At 74.3% G+C, this 17664-nt stretch carries 13 protein-coding genes; 2 read left to right on the top strand and 11 right to left on the bottom strand.

What is annotated here, in order from left to right:
- Window positions 1–335: 335 nt before the first annotated feature.
- Window positions 336–1343, bottom strand: a complete 1008-nt coding sequence (locus ACFY60_RS29380; RefSeq protein WP_388617666.1) for a stage II sporulation protein M — start codon at window positions 1341–1343, stop codon at window positions 336–338.
- 123 nt (window positions 1344–1466) lie between these two features.
- Between ACFY60_RS29380 and ACFY60_RS29375 the strand changes: the two genes are divergently transcribed.
- Complete coding sequence (locus tag ACFY60_RS29375) at window positions 1467–2399, top strand: RDD family protein (RefSeq protein ID WP_388617663.1); 933 nt, start codon at window positions 1467–1469, stop codon at window positions 2397–2399.
- A 78-nt stretch (window positions 2400–2477) separates the two neighbouring features.
- Here ACFY60_RS29375 and ACFY60_RS29370 read toward each other — a convergent pair whose 3' ends face one another.
- The 8 genes from ACFY60_RS29370 to ACFY60_RS29335 form a co-directional block, all read right to left on the bottom strand.
- Window positions 2478–3092, bottom strand: coding sequence for a hypothetical protein (locus tag ACFY60_RS29370; protein ID WP_388617658.1), 615 nt, complete (start codon window positions 3090–3092; stop codon window positions 2478–2480).
- 135 nt (window positions 3093–3227) lie between these two features.
- Complete coding sequence (gene ahcY / locus ACFY60_RS29365) at window positions 3228–4682, bottom strand: adenosylhomocysteinase (protein ID WP_388617656.1); 1455 nt, start codon at window positions 4680–4682, stop codon at window positions 3228–3230.
- A gap of 390 nt (window positions 4683–5072) precedes the next feature.
- Window positions 5073–6038 carry a cation diffusion facilitator family transporter gene (locus ACFY60_RS29360; protein WP_388617653.1) on the bottom strand — a complete coding sequence of 322 codons (966 nt, stop codon included), beginning with the start codon at window positions 6036–6038 and terminating at the stop codon, window positions 5073–5075.
- 66 nt (window positions 6039–6104) lie between these two features.
- Window positions 6105–7256, bottom strand: a complete 1152-nt coding sequence (manA, locus tag ACFY60_RS29355) for a mannose-6-phosphate isomerase, class I (RefSeq protein WP_388617650.1) — start codon at window positions 7254–7256, stop codon at window positions 6105–6107.
- 85 nt (window positions 7257–7341) lie between these two features.
- Window positions 7342–8505, bottom strand: coding sequence for an SIS domain-containing protein (locus ACFY60_RS29350; protein ID WP_388617646.1), 1164 nt, complete (start codon window positions 8503–8505; stop codon window positions 7342–7344).
- 442 nt (window positions 8506–8947) lie between these two features.
- Window positions 8948–9130: a Trm112 family protein gene (locus ACFY60_RS29345; RefSeq protein WP_309050867.1), complete on the bottom strand. Its 183-nt coding sequence runs from the start codon at window positions 9128–9130 to the stop codon at window positions 8948–8950.
- A gap of 121 nt (window positions 9131–9251) precedes the next feature.
- Window positions 9252–10619 carry a phosphomannomutase/phosphoglucomutase gene (locus ACFY60_RS29340; RefSeq protein WP_388617642.1) on the bottom strand — a complete coding sequence of 456 codons (1368 nt, stop codon included), beginning with the start codon at window positions 10617–10619 and terminating at the stop codon, window positions 9252–9254.
- A 172-nt stretch (window positions 10620–10791) separates the two neighbouring features.
- Window positions 10792–11223 (bottom strand): DUF3499 domain-containing protein, encoded by a 432-nt coding sequence (locus tag ACFY60_RS29335; RefSeq protein WP_388617640.1) that lies wholly within the window; start codon window positions 11221–11223, stop codon window positions 10792–10794.
- Window positions 11224–11532: 309 nt separating this feature from the next.
- On the opposite strand from ACFY60_RS29335, the gene ACFY60_RS29330 reads away from it, so the two are divergent.
- Window positions 11533–11991: a metallopeptidase family protein gene (locus ACFY60_RS29330; protein WP_309050870.1), complete on the top strand. Its 459-nt coding sequence runs from the start codon at window positions 11533–11535 to the stop codon at window positions 11989–11991.
- A 126-nt stretch (window positions 11992–12117) separates the two neighbouring features.
- Here the strand turns inward: ACFY60_RS29330 and ACFY60_RS29325 are convergent, their stop codons facing one another.
- Entirely contained in the window at window positions 12118–13671 is a 1554-nt protein-coding gene (locus tag ACFY60_RS29325; RefSeq protein WP_388617637.1) for a DUF5719 family protein, read from the bottom strand.
- Complete coding sequence (locus ACFY60_RS29320; protein WP_388617634.1) at window positions 13668–17435, bottom strand: glycosyltransferase; 3768 nt, start codon at window positions 17433–17435, stop codon at window positions 13668–13670. Before ACFY60_RS29320 ends, ACFY60_RS29325 begins: the two co-directional genes overlap by 4 nt.
- Window positions 17436–17664: the final 229 nt, after the last annotated feature.

Here is a 17664-nt window from a genome sequence, read left to right as displayed (position 1 = left end):
GCGCTTCCTTCGTTTCCGACTCTATCAGATCTTTCCGATCCGATTTCCTCGGTGCTTTCCGGTCCCTTTCGCTTTCGCTCCGGGCCCTTCCGGCGTTTCCGACTTTATCAGAGTCATTTCGGCCGACCTAATCGGTGGCTTTCTTGATTCGGATAAGGAATCGGGGTGACTCCGTGGGATCGAATCCCGACCGGAGTGAGTCTGAGTCTACGCGGTTGCCGCCCGAACTGTCCAGTTCCCCGGCAACCGTTTGAATCTACCTCCCCGCGTCCACTGTGTCAACAGCTTTTGCGGGCACCGGAGGAGACTAGCAGCTCCGCGGGGGCGGATGCACATCAGGCGGCGGTGGGCTGTTCGGCGCTGCGGTCGGGGGCGGACAGGTCGCCCGTGTCGCCGGCGCGGGCGGCACGGCCGCCGAGTACGTACACGTACAGAAGGAAGGCCAGCTCGGCGACGACGCCGATGGTGATGCGGGCCCAGGTCGGCAGGTCGGAGGGGGTGACGAAGCCTTCGATGAGGCCGGAGACGAAGAGGACCAGGGCCAGGCCGACGGCCATGCCGAGGGCGGCGCGGCCCTGGGAGGCCAGGGCGGCGCGGCGGGTGGTGGGGCCGGGCTCGATGAGGGTCCAGCCGAGGCGCAGGCCGGTTCCGGCGGCGACGAAGACGGCGGTCAGTTCCAGCAGACCGTGCGGAAGGATCAGGCCGAGGAAGACGTCGAGACGGCCGGCGGACGACATGAGGCCGATGGCGATGCCGACGTTCAGCATGTTGAGGAAGAGGATCGCCAGCACGGGGATGCCGAGGAACGCGCCCAGGACGAGGCAGAGGGCGGCGGCCTGGGCGTTGTTCGTCCAGACCTGGGCGGCGAACGAGGCCGCGGGGTGGCTGGAGTAGTACGTCTCGTACGCGCCGCCGGGCCGGGTCATCTCGCGGAGGTCGGCCGGGGCGCCGATCGAGGCCTGGACCTCCGGGTGGGCGGCGATCCACCAGCCGATCAGCACGGCGAGCAGGGTGGAGAGGACCGCGGTGGGGATCCACCAGTGGCGGGAGCGGTATACGGCCGCCGGGAAACCCGACGCCAGGAAGCGTGCGGCGTCCTGCCAGGAGGCGCGGCGCGTACCGGTGACGGTGGCGCGGGCGCGGGCGACGAGCTGCGTGAGACGGGCCGTGAGCTGGGGGTCCGGAGTGCTGGACCGGATGATCGAGAGGTGGGTGGCGGTCCGCTGGTAGAGGGCGACGAGCTCGTCGGCCTCGGCTCCGGTGAGCCGGCCGCCCTGGCGCAGAAGGTCGTCGAGGCGTTCCCACTCGGCGCGGTGGGCGGTGACGTAGACGTCGATGTCCATGATCGGCTGCTGCTCCAGGCACTGGCGGCGGACGGGTCCGTACTACTGCGGCGCGCTGCGGGTCAGCTTGGCAGACTGGCGTTCGGAGGGGCCGGGAAGGTCGGCCGGAGGAGGGTGGGCAGCGTGAGTGGGCTTGTGACGGGGGATGCCGTCGTCCTGGGGTTGGAGCCCGCGCGGCTGCCGAGCCGGGCGCTGGCGCTGTTCGTCGACCTGTTGGTCGTCGGGGCCATGTACGTGCTGCTGATGATCGGGCTGGCGTTCGCGACGGCCTCCCTTGACGAGGCGGCGGTGACGGCGTTGTCGATCGCCGCGTTCCTGCTGGTGCTCGTGGGGGCGCCGATCGCGGTGGAGACGCTGACGCGCGGGCGGTCGCTGGGGAAGCTGGTGTGCGGGCTGCGGGTGGTGCGGGACGACGGAGGGCCGATCCGGTTCCGGCACGCCTTGGTGCGGGGGGCGATGGGGGCGGTGGAGATCCTCATGACCTTCGGCACGATCGCCTGTGTGGCGTCGCTGGTGTCGGAGCGGGGGCGGCGGCTCGGGGACGTCTTCGCCGGGACGCTGGTGGTGCGGGAGCGGCTGCCTGCGGCCGCGCGGACGGCGTACGTGCCTCCGCCGCCGCCGTGGTTGGTGGGGCGCTTCTCCGGGCTCGACCTCTCGGCGGTGCCGGAGGGATTGTGGCTGGAGGTACGGCAGTACCTGACGCGCGAGCGCGAGCTGGACCCCGTGGTGGGGCGGCGGCTCGCGGAGCGGCTGGCGGACGAGATGGTGGCGCGGACGGGGGCGCCCGCCCCGCCGGGGGTTCCGGCCGGGGCGTATCTCGCCGGGGTGGTCGCGGAGCGGCAGGCCCGGGACGCGCGGCGGGCCCTCGCCCCGGCCGGGGGGACGGCCGGTACGGAACTCACAGGAGCCACGGGAGCCGTGGAAGTCGCACGGGACCGGGGAGGCAGGGGAAGTCGGGGAGTCGCAGAAGCCCCTGTGACCCCACCGGTCCCGAAGCCGGACCCCGAGGTGGAGGGGGCCGAGGGGCGTGCCACCGGGTTCGCTCCCCCGGCCTGAGGCCCCGCCCGGCCCCGGGGTGCGTACGCCCGCGCCCGCCCGGCCCGGCGTGGCGTACGCCCTGTCCCAGGCCCGCCCTCAGGGGAAGACGGAGGGCGGGGTCTCCAGGTCCTCGAGTTCGATGCCGGGGGCCGCGAGGACGACGTCGCCCGCGATGTGGACCGTGTGGCGCTCGCCCGTGTCCAGGGCGCTGACCTGGTACTCGTCCACCATCAGGGGGCCGTTGTCAGTGGGGTGCGCTTCACTTCTCAGCAGGGCCCAGGACTGGTCGACCGTGAGGGGGGCGAGCACCGGATCCGTGAAGGCGACGAGCCGGACGCGGGTCTCGGGGGATGCGGGGGTGAGACGCAGGAGTCGCGTGAGGGCGACGAGGAACGACGGGGACGTGCCGGTGAAGGCGTGGGCGCGCACATTGCCTTCGGTGGCGTCGGTCCCGGTGGGGTCCGTGCGGACCCAGGTGACGCCGTCGAGGGCCGCTCCGCGGACCTGCCAGCCGGCGGCGTGCAGTTCGAGCCGGAGGGGGCGGCCGAGGTCGTCGAGCGTCAGGTCGACGGAGCCGTGGTGATCGCCTGAGGGGGTGGTGATCTGCGAGACGTAGCGCCAGCCGGAAGGGCCGGGGGCGCAGTGGAAGTGTTCGTCGCCGAGGGGGGTGTGATCGTGCGGATCATGGAGCGAATAACGGCCGCGGGGCATGGGTCCTCGGAGGGCGGGGGCGGTCGGCGGTAGGCGCCGGGCGGGGACGGGGCAGGCCCCCGGCACGGGGGTGCGGGGGCCTGCGCTGGATCCTCTGCCGTTGTCCGATGGGGCGGTCGCCCCACCGGCCGGGCGTCAGTAGCGGTAGTGGTCCGGCTTGAACGGGCCCTCGACCGGGACGCCGATGTAGGCGGCCTGCTCCGGACGCAGGGTCGTCAGCTTGACGCCGAGCGCGTCGAGGTGGAGACGGGCGACCTTCTCGTCCAGGTGCTTCGGCAGCGTGTAGACGTCGGTCGGGTACTGCTCCGGCTTGGTGAAGAGTTCGATCTGCGCGAGGGTCTGGTCCGCGAAGGAGTTCGACATCACGAAGGAGGGGTGACCGGTCGCGTTGCCGAGGTTGAGCAGGCGGCCCTCGGAGAGGACGATCAGGACCTTGCCGTCGGGGAAGGTCCAGGTGTGGACCTGCGGCTTGACCTCGTCCTTGACGATGCCGGGGATCTTGGCCAGGCCGGCCATGTCGATCTCGTTGTCGAAGTGACCGATGTTGCCGACGATCGCCTGGTGCTTCATCTTGGCCATGTCGGCGGCCATGATGATGTCCTTGTTGCCGGTGGTGGTGATGAAGATGTCGGCGGTCTCGACGACCTCGTCGAGGGTCGTGACCTGGTAGCCGTCCATCGCCGCCTGGAGGGCGCAGATCGGGTCGATCTCGGTGACGATGACGCGGGCGCCCTGGCCGCGCAGCGACTCGGCGCATCCCTTGCCGACGTCGCCGTACCCGCAGACGACGGCCGTCTTGCCGCCGATGAGGACGTCGGTGGCGCGGTTGATGCCGTCGATGAGGGAGTGGCGGCAGCCGTACTTGTTGTCGAACTTCGACTTCGTCACGGCGTCGTTCACATTGATCGCCGGGAACAGCAGGGTGCCCGCCTGCATCATCTCGTAGAGGCGGTGGACACCGGTGGTGGTCTCCTCGGTCACGCCGCGGATCTCGGAGGCCAGCTGGGTCCACTTCTGGGGGCTCTCGACCAGGGTGCGGTTGAGGAGGCGGAGGATGTGGCCGTACTCCTCGCTGTCCGCGGTCGAGGGGTCCGGGGCGGAGCCGGCCTTCTCGAACTCGACGCCCTTGTGGACGAGGAGGGTGGCGTCACCGCCGTCGTCCAGGATCATGTTCGGGCCGCCGGTGGGGGTGTTCGGCCAGGTCAGGGCCTGCTCCGTGCACCACCAGTACTCCTCCAGGGTCTCGCCCTTCCAGGCGAAGACCGGAACGCCCTGGGGGTTCTCGGGGGTGCCGTGGGGGCCGACGGCGATCGCCGCGGCGGCGTGGTCCTGGGTGGAGAAGATGTTGCAGGAGGCCCAGCGGACGTCGGCGCCGAGGGCGACGAGGGTCTCGATGAGGACGGCGGTCTGCACGGTCATGTGCAGGGAGCCGGTGATACGGGCACCGGCCAGGGGCTGCTGGTCGGCGTACTCGCGGCGGATCGCCATCAGGCCGGGCATCTCGTGCTCGGCGAGGGTGATCTCCTTGCGGCCGAAGGCGGCCAGGGACAGGTCCGCGACCTTGAAGTCGTGCTGGGCGGCGGTCGTCATGACGGTGCTGCTCCTCGTATGGGTCGGGTGCGAGGGTGGTCAGGGGGCCTGGCACCGCGGACGGGGCACCCGCGGGCATACCGATGCCCGGGCGCTTCCGCGGCGCAGTCGTCGGAGGCCCTCTCTCCCTCGGCCGGTCCCGTGGGGACCGCCCGACCGCCATCAGCAGCGACGTCTGGCTCCTTCCGAATCTACACCGGGCGGCGCGGCGGACCCCAGTCCGCGGGCATCGGATCCGGCCGGATCCGATCGGTCCGGGCCTTCCGGGCCGTCCGGGCGGGGCCGGTCGGGCGGGCCGGCGGGCGCGGGTTCCGGGCCCGGGGGCGGGGGCGCACGGGAGAGGCCCCCGGGAGCGGGTGCTCCCGGAGGCCTCGGAACCGCGGAGCGGGCTCAGTGGCCGGCACCGCCAGGGGTCTTCTTCGGGTCGGCTCCGTCGGCGGCGGCCGCCTCGCTGTAGACGTCCGGCTCCAGGTAGATGACCCGGGCGATCGGGACGGCGGCGCGGATGCGCTCCTCGGCGGCGTTGATGGCGTTCGCGACGTCGCCGGCGGTGTCGTCGTGCCGTACGGCGATCTTGGCGGCGACGAGGAGCTCCTCCGGGCCGAGGTGGAGCGTGCGCATGTGGATGAGGCGGGTGACGGTCGTGCCGTCCACGACGGCGTCCTCGATCTTCTTGACCTCGTCGACGCCGGCGGCCTCACCGAGCAGGAGCGACTTGGTCTCGGCGGCGAGGACGATCGCGATGAGGATGAGCAGTACGCCGATGCACAGGGTGCCGATGCCGTCCCAGACGCCGTTGCCGGTGACGAGGGCGAGGCTGACGCCGACGAGGGCGAGGATCAGGCCGACGAGGGCGCCGAGGTCCTCCAGGAGGACGACGGGGAGCTCGGGGGCCTTCGCCCGGCGGACGAACTCCTTCCAGGAGAGGCCGCCGCGGACCTGGTTCGACTCCTTGATGGCGGTCCGGAAGGAGAAGGACTCGGCGATGATCGCGAAGACGAGGACGCCGACCGGCCAGTACCAGGCCTCGATCTCGTGCGGGTCGTGGATCTTCTCGTAGCCCTCGTAGATGGCGAACATGCCACCGACGGAGAACAGCACGATGGAGACGAGGAAGGCGTAGATGTACCGCTCGCGGCCGTAGCCGAAGGGGTGCTGGGGGGTCGCCTCGCGCTGGGCCTTCTTGCCGCCGACGAGCAGCAGGCCCTGGTTGCCGGAGTCGGCGAGCGAGTGGACGCTCTCGGCCAGCATCGACGACGACCCACTGAAGAGGAACGCCACGAACTTGGCTACGGCGATCGCGAGGTTGGCGGCGAGTGCCGCCACGATCGCCTTGGTTCCGCCTGACGCGCTCATGGGTGTACGTGATCCCTTCGTCGATGCTCCGGCTCAGTCGCCGCGGTTCGGCCGGTCATTGTTGCATCAGGCCACGACGGTGGCCCGAAAGACCGTGCCCGTACCGGACAGTTCGGTCGTTTCGCCCGCCGGTACGAAGACGGACTCCCCGGGGGCGAGGGTGAGTTCGCCGGCCTTCGGGCTGCCCGCGACGGCCAGCAGGATCTGGGGGGTGGGGGCGGTGACGTCGGCCGGGGCGGCGCCCTCGGCCCGTACGAAGCGGGAGAGGCGGAACTCGTCGATGGGGGTCTCGTAGACCTCCTCGCCGCTGGGGGACGCCTCCGGGCGCAGGACGCCGGGCTCGGCCGGCTGGAAGCGGACGATACGCAGGAGTTCGGGGACGTCGATGTGCTTGGGGGTGAGACCGCAGCGCAGGACGTTGTCGGAGTTGGCCATGATCTCGACGCCGAGGCCGGAGAGGTAGGCGTGCGGGACGCCGGCGCCCAGGTAGAGGGCCTCGCCCGGCTGGAGCACCACATGGTGGAGGAGCATCGCCGCGAGGACGCCGGGGTCGCCCGGGTAGTGGTGGGCCAGTACGGCGTACGGGGCGTGGGCGCCGCCGAGCCGGTCGGCCGCGGCGGCGGCCTCGGTGACGGTGTGCGCCATCTCGGCCGGGTCGGCGGTGAGCAGGGCCGTCAGGACCTCGCGGAGAGCGGCCTCTTCGGGGTGGGCGTGGAGGAGGTCGACGTACGGCTTGAGGGAGTCGACGCCCAGCGCGGCGAGGACGTCGGCGGCCTCGGCGGGGTCGCGGAAACCGCAGAACCCTTCGAAGGGGGTGAGGGCGCAGATCATCTCGGGCTTGTGGTTGGCGTCCTTGTAGGTGCGGTGCGGGGCGTCGATCGGGACGCCCGCGGCCTCCTCGGCGGCGAATCCGGCCCTGGCCTGGTCGAGGTCGGGGTGGACCTGGAGGGAGAGCGGGGCTCCGGCGGCGAGCAGCTTGAGGAGGAAGGGGAGGCGGGGGCCGAACTTCCCGACGGCCCGCTCGCCGAGTTCGCGTACGGGGTCGGCGTCGATGAGCTCGTTCAGCGGGCCGCGCTCGGTGCGGGAGGGAGCACCCGGGTGGGCGCCCATCCACATCTCGGCCTGGGGCTCGCCGGTGGGGGCGGTGCCCAGGAGTTCCGGGATGGCCGTCGTGGATCCCCAGGCGTAGGGACGGACGGTGTTGACGAGGCGGTCCATGGGCGGCTTTCCATCTTTCGGCGTGGTGGCGTTCGGGTGTGGCTGCGCGGGCCGCGGGGGCTGTCCGCCGCGTGAGCCGTGCGGGTCAGGGGGCGGCGGGCGGCGCGGTGACGCCCGCCGATGCCAGGGCGAGGTAGACGGCGGCGAAGTCGGTGACCGCGAGGAGTTCGGCGAGCGTCTCCAGGTCGTCGCCCTCCTCCTGCGGTTCGAGTTCGCTGACGGCGGTGTCGTGGCCGAGGGCGAGTTCGCGGGCGGCGGGGGCGGCGGTCAGGCCGCCGGCGGGGCGGTCGCGCAGGAGGACGACCCGGGCGCGCAGGGCCTGGGGCTCGTCCACGCGGTCGCGGAAGAAGTCGTCGGGGTCGGCGCCCGCCGCGTATGTGCCGGCGAGGAGGACGCCGTGCGCGGTCAGGGCCTCGGGGAGCTCGCCGGCGAGGGCGGGCAGGCCCGCGAGTTCGGCGAGGACCGCGGCGAAGCGGCGGCCGACGGGGCCCGCGGCGGCGCCCTCGGTCCAGACGAGGGGGAGCGAGTCGGCGAGTTCGGCGGCGAGGGTCTTGGCCGGGTTGCCGTAGGTGGCGAGGGCCGGGCCGCAGCGTTCGGCGGTGCGGTCGAGCCGGTCGGCGACCTTCTCCAGGACCTCCGGGGGCGCCTCGACGAGGCCGACGCGGTCGAGGAGGGCGAGGAGCGGGGTGAAGAGGGACCAGAGGGTGCCGCTGCTGGCGGCGAGGTTCTCGGCGGTCTCGACGGCGCTCTCGTGCGGGGCCATGGCCAGCGGGACGAAGAGGCCGCGGGAGCCGTTCACTTCCTCGGCGAGCGGGGAGGCGGCGGGGGCGACGGCCACGACCGTCATGCCGCGGCGGTAGGCCTGTTCGGCGAGGAGCGCGAGGCCCGGCTCTGAGCCGTCGGTGGTGGGCAGCAGGAGCAGGTCCACGGAGCCGGCCCAGCCGGGCAGGGCCCAGCGGAGGGCGCCGGGCGCGGGGGCCACGCCGGTGGGGCGCAGGGGTACGACGGGGGCGGAGGCGCCGGCGAGGGCGCCGATCAGGTCGGCGACGCCGGCGGCCGGGGTGCCGGGCCCGGCGACGAGGACGGCCCGGGGGCGCCCCTCGGGGCGCAGGTCGGCGATGCCGGCCTCGGCGGCGTGGCGGGCCGCGGTGCGGACCCGTGCGCCGGCCTCGGCGGCGCCGCGCAGGAGGCCTCGGCGGTCGGCCTGGGCCAGGGCGTCCGGTGCGTCGAGGAGCGTCTCGTCCAGCATGGGGCCTCCGGGTGCGGGTTCCTGTCGGTGCGGGGGTCCTGCGGGGCCTGAGGGGTACGGGGTCCGGGCGGGGGCCCTGGGGTGGTGCGGTGGTGCTGCGGGTCCGGCCGGGTCCCGGGGCGGGCGCGGGTGCGCGCCTCGGGGCGGACGGTCCGTGGGTCCGGGCCGGTGCCGCCGGGCTCGTACCCACGACACGCGTACCCGCAGGACCCGAACCCATCCGGCGCGAACCGATCCTGTCCGATCCGGTTCGGTCCGATCCCGGTCCGGTCGGGTCCGATCCCGTCCGGTCCGTCGGGACACCGTCGCCGGTCCCCCTCGGTCACGTCCGGTCCTCCGGGATCATCCGGTCGGACGCGGTCCCGTGCGGTGGGAACGGTCCGGCGCGGTGCCGGGCCCGGGGTCGTACGGCCGCCCGCCCCGGAGTCGGCCCGGGGGCGGGTCACGCCGGGCGGCGGGCCTCGTCCGTGAGGAGGACCGGGATGCCGTCGCGGACCGGGTAGGCGAGGCCGCAGTCGGCGCCCGTGCAGACCAGCTCGGGGTTCTCGTCCGCCGTGCGGTCGTTCAGCGGGGCGTGGCAGGCCGGGCAGGCCAGGATCTCCAGGAGGCCGGCTTCGAGCGGCATGGGGTGTCCCTTCGCACAGACGTGTGGTGGTGCTGCCCTTCAGGGCCAGGTCAGCCTACCGCCGGGGAACGGGGGGCGCGGCTCGGCGCCCGTCCCCCGTACCCCCGTGGCGGAGTGCGCGTCAGCCGGCCGCGCGGACCAGGGCGAGGACCTCGTCGCGGATCTTGGCCATGGTGGCCTCGTCGCGGGCCTCGACGTTCAGGCGGAGCAGCGGCTCGGTGTTCGAGGGCCGCAGGTTGAACCACCAGTCGGCGGCGGAGACGGTGAGGCCGTCGAGCTCGTCGACGGTGGTGTCCTCGCGCTCGCCGTAGGCCGCCTTGACCTCGGCGGTGCGGGCGGCCTGGTCGGCGACGGTCGAGTTGATCTCGCCGGAGCCGGTGTAGCGGTCGTACTCGGCGACGAGGGCCGACAGCGTGCCCTCCTGGCCGCCGAGGGCGGCGAGGACGTGGAGCGCGGCGAGCATGCCGGTGTCCGCGTTCCAGAAGTCCTTGAAGTAGTAGTGCGCGGAGTGCTCGCCGCCGAAGATGGCGCCGGTCCGCGCCATCTCCTCCTTGATGAAGGAGTGGCCGACGCGGGTGCGGACGGCGGAGCCGCCGTTCTCTCGGACGACCTCGGGGACGGACCAGGAGGTGATCAGGTTGTGGATGATCGTTCCGCCGGGGTGCTTGGCGAGCTCGCGGGCGGCGACCAGGGCCGTGATCGCGGACGGGGAGACCGGCTCGCCGCGCTCGTCGACGACGAAGCAGCGGTCGGCGTCACCGTCGAAGGCGAGGCCGATGTCGGCGCCCTCGGCGCGGACGCGGGCCTGGAGGTCGACGATGTTCTTCGGGTCGAGCGGGTTGGCCTCGTGGTTGGGGAAGGTGCCGTCGAGCTCGAAGTACATCGGCACGGTCTCCAGCGGGAGGCCGTCGAAGACGGTGGGGACGGTGTGGCCGCCCATGCCGTTGCCGGCGTCGACCACGACCTTGAGCGGGCGGATCGCGGTGAGGTCGACCAGGCCCTTCAGGTGGGCCGCGTAGTCGGCGAGGGTGTCGCGCTCGGTGACGGTGCCGGGGGTGGCGGCCGCCTCCGGGGCGCCCTCCTCCAGCCAGCGCTCGGCGAGGGCGCGGATGTCCGCGAGGCCGGTGTCCTGGCCGACGGGGGCGGCGCCCGCGCGGCACATCTTGATGCCGTTGTACTGGGCCGGGTTGTGCGAGGCCGTGAACATGGCGCCGGGCAGGCCGAGGCTGCCGGAGGCGAAGTACAGCTGGTCCGTCGAGCACAGGCCGATGAGCGTGACGTCGGCACCGAGGCGGGTCGCGCCACGGGCGAAGGCGGCGGCGAGGCCGGGGGACGAGGGACGCATGTCGTGGCCGACGACGATCGCGGTCGCGTCCGTCACGCGCACGAAGGCGGCGCCGAAGAGCTCCGCGAGGGTTTCGTCCCACTGATCCGGCACCACCCCGCGAACGTCGTACGCCTTCACGATCTGCGACAGATCAGCCGTCACGGATCCACTCTCCTGATGTCTCGGCACGCGGTTGCGGCGCATGTGCAAGGTCCGCCCAAACTACCTGGGCGGGGACAGCGTGCCACGGTCCGGGGGGCCGCACCGCCCGGGAACGGAAGTGGATCACCGTCCGGCCGGGAAGTGGATCACGGGGAGCCGGCGGGGCGGCGGATCAGTTGTCGGGGGAGCGGAGCACGCGCAGGTGTCCGCGCCGGCCGACCTCCATGGGGTCGCCGCCCCGGCCGCCGCTCTTGCCGCCGGCCTCGGCGGCGCGCTCCTGGGGGCGCGCGGCCTCGCGTACCGCGTTGGCCAGGGCTTCGAGGTCATCACCGCTGGGACGGCTGGGGGCCGATCCGTCGGAGAGCCGCACGACCTCCCAGCCGCGCGGCGCGGTGAGGCGCTCGCTGTGCTCGGCGCACAGGTCGTAGCAGTGGGGCTCGGCGTAGGTGGCGAGCGGGCCGAGGACCGCAGTCGAGTCGGCATAGACGTACGTCAGTGTCGCGACGGCAGGGCGGCCGCACGCGGTGCGCGAACAGCGACGTACAGGGCTCACGACGTTGGACGGTACCGCACTCTTGACCGGGCCGCGACGACTCTCCCGCACGTCACTCCACCGTGTCGCGGTGTGACGTCCGCCACCCTCCTTCGGGTGGACTCCGTTCCGACCTGCGCGGACGGGTTTCCGCACGGGTCGGGGCAGGAGGTGATCCGGACAGTCATACATACAAATCCGGTCAACCACCGCCAGATGGCCGATCGCGCCACGGTCCGGAATCGTGCCGTCGAAACGCCGGAATGTTCAGATTTCGTCAGGTCGACGGGGGAGGCGCCCGGCGCGGGCCGGTGGTACGGGGGCGGTGGAGGGGTCGCGGCCCGGTACGGGAAGACCCGGGAGAGTTACGCTGCGTCAGTGATGGACAGTCCTGTGCCGCCGAACCCCTCGCACCGCCCCACGGATCTCCCGGCGGAGCCACGGGTCCGCCGCCGCGACCGGCACGGCCGGGGGATGCGGGGACCGGTCGCGCCGCCGCAGGTACCGCTCTCCATGAGCCGGGCGGACACCTTCCGCGATCTCGTGCTCGATTCGGTGGAGCGCCTGGAACGGCGCTGGCCGCAGCTGGCGGACGTGGAGTTCATGGTCCTGGAGGTGCCGCCGACGGTGCCGGCGGGCGAGACGGTGCCGCTGGGCGGTTCGGTGCCGGCCGAGAAGAACGAGCCGGCGCGGGTGGTCGTCTACCGCCGGCCGGTCGAGATCCGGTCCAAGAGCCGCGACGAGCGGGCGCTCCTCGTGCACGAGGTCGTCGTGGAGCAGGTCGCCGAACTCCTCGGCCTCTCCCCCGAGTCGGTCGATCCCCGGTACGGGCAGGACTGAGGACGCGGCACGAGGACGGCCCCGGCCACCCGTGGGGGCGCAGCCGCGGCCGGCCTCGGATTCCGGGCCCGTCCGTCGCCCCGCCCGAGGGCGACAGGCGCGGGCGGAGTGGGCCGGCCCCGCCGGTCAGTCGTCCAGGACGCCGAGGTCCTGGCGTGCCGCCGGGACCTCGACCGTGCCGCGGTCGTCGGTGAGGGTCTGGAGGGTGAACATGGGGATCCCGTCCTGCGGCAGGGCCAGGGTGCGTGCCGCGTAGACCGGGCCGCCGGAGACCTTCTCGACGGTCAGGGCGTAGGAGCCCTTGAGCCCGGTCGGGGCCAGGTCGGTCAGGGCCGTCGTCGTACCGCCCTTGAGGGTGACCGCGCGGGTGGCGGGCTCGCCTCCCTCCGAACCGGCCGAGGCGGTGATCTTCACCTGGGCGCCCTCCCCGGGGGCGACGAGGGAGAGCGTCGAGGCCTTGGCCCGGTTGTCGGCGACGGTCGCGCGGGCCGTGATCGGGCTCGCCGCCGGGATGAACGCGATCTCCTCCTTCGCCCCCTTGCCGCGGACGACCCGCAGGGCCGCGACGACCGGGGCCGGCTTCTTCGGGTCGGAGGGGCTGAGGATCAGGGAGCCGGCCTCGCCCCGGGTGAGGTCCGGCAGGTCGACGGCCGCGGTCATGCCGGACTTGACGTGCAGGGAGGCCGCGCTCGCCGGGACGATCGTGCCGGTCGCCGTGGCCAGCTGGATCTTCAGGTCGGCGTCCTCCTCGCCGGGCGCGAAGGCGACCAGGCGGACGGAGGTGGCGTCGGCCGGGATGCCCGGCAGCACGGCGCCGGGGGCGGGGTCGGCGGAGGCGGCGAGCCAGTCGCTGCCGTGGGTGTCGTCGGCGGCGGCGAGGGCGGCTCCGACGCGTCCGCTGCGGGTGGTGACGTGGACGGTCACGTCCTCGGCCGCGGCCTCCGTGGTGAGAGTGGAGAGCAGGACGGGGACGGTGGACCGGGCCGGAACCGGAATGCCGTCGGAGTACTGGGACTTGAGCACGCCCTCGGGCCCGTGGAGCTCGATGTCGGCGACGGCGCCGGTGTCGTCCGGGTTGGTGAGGTGCATGTAGTCCTGGCGGCCCTTGCCGGTGGAGGCGGCCGGGAACCAGAAGTCCGTGTCCGGGGCGCCGCAGGTGAGGCCGAGGAGGCCGCGGGCGCCGCCCGCCGGGACGGCGGTGGTCTGCTGGACGGTCCAGCCCGGCGCGAGGCTGCCGGAGGCGGCGCCGGTGAGGGCGGGGACGGCCGCCCCGTCGGCCTCGGCCGTGACGGGCCTGCCGGGTTCCGTGACGGTGGCCGGGGCCTTGGCGGTCTTGCGCTTCGCGCCGCCGGCGGGACCGCCGACGGCCGCCGCGTCGGCGGCGGGGCGCAGCTGGGCCACGGGCGGGGCGGTCCTGCCGGTGCCCGCGCCCGCCGGTCCGCCGCCCGGTGAGGCGGCGCCGGTGCCGGGCGGGGTGTACGAGGTGTGGACGGTCTCGGCCACCTCGGAGGAACTCGGCGCCGGGCAGAGCAGGGTGGAGCGCTCGACGGGCATCCGGGAGGCGGCCTTGGCGGGGGCCGCGGGGGCGCCGGCCTCCTCGGGGGCCGTCAGGGCGGCGAAGCCGGTGACGGCGGCGAGGGCGGTGGCGACGGCGATCAGGGAGAGGGTGGTGCGCTTCACTGGTTGCTGCTCCCGTCGGGACGCTGCTGCTCGGCCTCGTGGCCCTGGGGGTGTCCGTAGCCGTAGCCGTACGGGTCGTACGGCTGCCCGTCGTACGACTGCTGCTCCTCGTAGGACTGCTGCCCGTCGTAGGACGGCTGGGCACCCGGATTCTGTTCGTAGCCGTACTGCGGAGCCGCGTACGGCTGCCCCTGGTCGTAAGCCTGGCCCGGGTCCTGGCCCTGGTCGGCGTACGGCTGCTGGGGGTCGTAGCCCTGCTGGGGGTACGCGTACGGCTGCTGCTGGTACGGGTCGGTGCCGTAGTCCTGGTAGTAGCCCTGCTCGGCGGGCTGCTGCGGAGCGGTGAGGGCGGGGTCGTAGGCGCCCTGCTCCCACGCGTCGGCGGGCACGGGCTCGTACGTCTGCTGTCCCGGGATCGGGGCGGGCGGGGCGGGCTCCGGGTCCGGCGCCGCGTCCGGGTCCGTGCCGGGGCCGGTGCCCGTGGCCCGGGCGGCGGCCTCGGTCTCGGCGGCGGCACGCAGGCGGCGGGCGCGGCGCCCGTCGCCCTCGACGGCCTGGGCGGGGAGGGCGACCTCCTCCTCGGGCAGGTCGTCGTCGATCTCACGGCGGCGGCCGGGCAGGGCGAGGACGAGGAGGACGACGGCGAGGCCGACCTGCGTCCAGATCCACACGGTGTGGGAGAGCGGCTCCTCGTACGTGAGGTCGAGGCGGCCCCCCTCGGCGGGCAGGGTGAAGCCCTGGGCCCAGCCGTCGACGGTGGTCGGAGTCAGTTCCTTGCCGTCGAGAGTGGCGGTCCAGCCCTCGTCGGCGCGGTCGGCGAGACGCAGCGTCCGGCCGGCGGGGCCCCGGGGGACGTCGGTGTGCGCCTCGACGGGGCCGGCGGGGACGGTGACGGGCTTGGCGGTCTCCTCCGCCGTACCGGCCGCCGGCCGCTGGTCCTTGGCGACCGGCGGGACGATGCTGACGCGGGCGACCTCGCGGTCGACGCGCCAGAGGGCGCTGCCGTCGAGCTGGCTGAGCCGGGAGAGGCCGGGGGTGGTGTCGAGGACGCGGCTCGTCCGGCGCGGCGCTCCGTCGCGGACGAGGACGTAGCGGATCGCGAAGCCGCTCAGTTCCTGGGTCTGGTCGGCTCCCGAGCCCGCGACGAGGCGGGAGACGACCGCGTCGAGGCGGGGGTCGTCCTGGGCCGTGGCGGCGAGTTCGCCGTCGCCGAGGCGGGCACCGGAGCCGCGGACCAGGGTGTAGGTGACCTCGTCGGGCGTGCCGCCGAGGACGAGGGTGCGGGGCTGGTCGCTGGTGGTGCTCTCCTCGGCGACGAAGGCGGGCACCTGGACCGGGTCGCGGCGGGTGAGCGGGCCGTCGGCGCCGCCGATCATCCAGCCGGCGGCGGCGACGGCGGGGCCGGCGGCGCAGGCGAGGGCGATCAGCGCGGCGACGGGCTGGCGCCAGCCGAAGCCGTGGGCGGCGACACGGGTGCGGCCGCGTTCGGCGCCGAGGGCGCCGGCGGCGATGAGCGCGGCGCCGTAGACGAGGGTGGCGGGTCCGGCCCAGCCGGTGCCTCCGGCGCCGTTGGTGAGGACGGCGAGGACGAGTCCGGCGAGGGCGGCGGCCCAGGCGGCGCGGACGGCGAACTGCCGCTCCTCGCGGAGCAGGCCGGCGAGCGCGGCGAGGACGAGGCCGAGGAGGAGCAGTCCGCCGGTGGTGCCGGGGCCGCCGGGGGTGGCGCCGAGGAGGTCGAGGGCGGTGGCCGTACCGGTGCGGACGTCGAGTCCCGCCTCGCGCAGGAAGGCGCCCGGGTCGGTCAGGAGGGAGAGCGACCAGGGGGCCAGCAGGAGGATCGGGGTGCCGACGGCCGCGAGGAAGCGGAGCGCGTACGCCGTGATGTCGGAGCGCCGTACGACGAGCACGCCGAGGCCGAGGACGACGGCGAGCGGCCACACGGCCGGGGTGAAGGCGGTGGCGAGGGTCAGGAGGAAGGCGTAGGCCCAGGTGGCGCGCCAGCTGCCGCGGTCGGGGCGGTGGAAGCCGTGGGCGGCGACGGCGGCGCGGGCGATCAGCGGGAGCAGGATCGCGAGGACGGCGGTGCCGAGGCGGCCGGCGGCGAGGGCGCCGGTGGCGGCGGGCAGGAAGGCGTACGCGAGGGCGGCCCAGGCGCGCAGGAGCCGGGACTCGACCAGGCCGCGGGCCGCGAAGTAGGCGGTGAAACCGGCGAGCGGGACCGAGCAGACCAGCAGCAGGGTCAGGGCGGTGGAGGTGGAGCCGAGGAACAGCGCGGAGAGCGCGGCCAGGACGGCGAGGTAGGGCGGGGCGGTCTGAGTGCCGCCGGTGCCGATGGGGTGCCAGGTGTCGGCGTACCGGGACCAGAGGCCGGAGACGGTGTCGGGGGCGGGCAGCAGGGCGCCGCCGGCCAGCGAGCCGCCGGCGAAGAGGTCGCGGCAGGCGACGAGGGAGACGAGGAGGAGCAGGGCGAAGAGGACCGGGCCGGGCTTGCGGGCGATCTTCTTCAGCCGGGCGAACTGCTCGACCTCCAGGAAGTCGGCGTCGTCGCCGCCGGGCCCCGACTCGACGACACCGTGGCGGGAGCCGCCGGAGTCGGCGTCGGAGGCGCCGAAGTGGGCGGTGAGCTGCTCGGCGGTGGCACGGAGGCCGGCCCCGGGCGGCGGGAAGAGGGGGCGCAGTTCGCCGGGCGGGACGGCGGGGTTCTTGCGGCGTCTGCGGGCGGCGAGGATCTTCTCGGGCCGCAGCAGGGTGGCGAAGAGGCCCATGACCTCGTCGACGGCCTGGACGGGGGCCTTGGCGACGAGGTGGCCGAGGGTGCGCAGCAGCGTGCCGACGACGAGGCGTACGAGGAGGTACGGGAGGGCGCGGCCGGGGGTGTTGGCGAGGAGCGTGTAGACCGCGCCGGCCTTGTCGACCCGGTGGGGGTTGGTGGCGGTGCGGCCCGCGCAGTCGACGGTGCGGCGTTCGCGGGCGGCGGCCTCGGCGTGGCGGAGGACGGCGTCGGGGGCGACGAGGACGCGGTGGCCGGCGGCGTGGGCGCGCCAGCACAGGTCGACGTCGTCGCGCATGAGGGGCAGGCGGCGGTCGAAGCCGCCGAGTTCCTCGAAGACGTCGCGCCGGACGAGCATGCCGGCGGTGGAGACGGAGAGGACGGAGCGGATCTGGTCGTGCTGGCCCTGGTCCTGCTCACGGCGGTCCAGGCCGGTCCAGCGGCGGCCGCTGCGGGCGATGCTGACACCGGCTTCGAGGAGCTGCTTGCGGTCGTACCAGCCGCGGAGCTTGGGGCCGAGGACGGCGGCGTGCGGGTCCGAGTCGGCGACGCGGAGCAGCTCGGCGAGGGCGCCGGGCTCGGGGGCGCAGTCGTCGTGGAGCAGCCAGAGCCACTGGACGGGCTCGCCGTGCGGCAGGTCGGGGAGGTCGTAGGCCTCGTCGTTCCAGGTGCGGCTGACGGGGTCCCAGCCGCTGGGGCGCTTCAGGTACGGCAGGTCCTCGGGCCCGAGCACGGGGGCGGTCCGGGCGGCCTCCTCGACGGCGGCGCCGAATCCGGTGCGGCGCGCGAGGTGGAGGACGCGGTCGGCGCCGATGGCGTCGGCGACGAGCTGCGCGGAGTCGTCGGCGCTGCCGGTGTCGGCGGCGATGACGCTCTGTACGGGGCGTTCCTGGGCGAGCAGCCCGGCGAGGGCGTCCGGCAGCCAGCGGGCACCGTCGTGGGTGACGAGCACGGCGGTGACGACGTGTCGGGGGAACTCAGGAGTTGAGGACATCGAGCTACGGGCCCTCCGGCCGGGGTCGCCCCGAGGGGCTGGGGGTGGCGTCTCGGACGGAGGCCCACACTAATGGCTGCGCGCGGTGGGGGCGGTCGGCCTGTGGACGGAGGGGGCGGGAGCGGAGGCCTGTGGACGGAGGCCGGACCGCGGGCCGGGGCGGGGGCGGCCGAGGCACGGGCGGACGGCGCTGCCGGGCCGTGCGGGGGCAGGTGAGCGCGGGCGGAAG

Origin of the sequence: Streptomyces sp. NPDC012827, from assembly GCF_042900905.1 — a bacterium.
GTDB lineage: Bacteria > Actinomycetota > Actinomycetes > Streptomycetales > Streptomycetaceae > Streptomyces > Streptomyces gulbargensis.
Note: the sequence above shows the minus strand (reverse complement) of the source record. Positions and strands in the feature narration are given on the sequence as shown.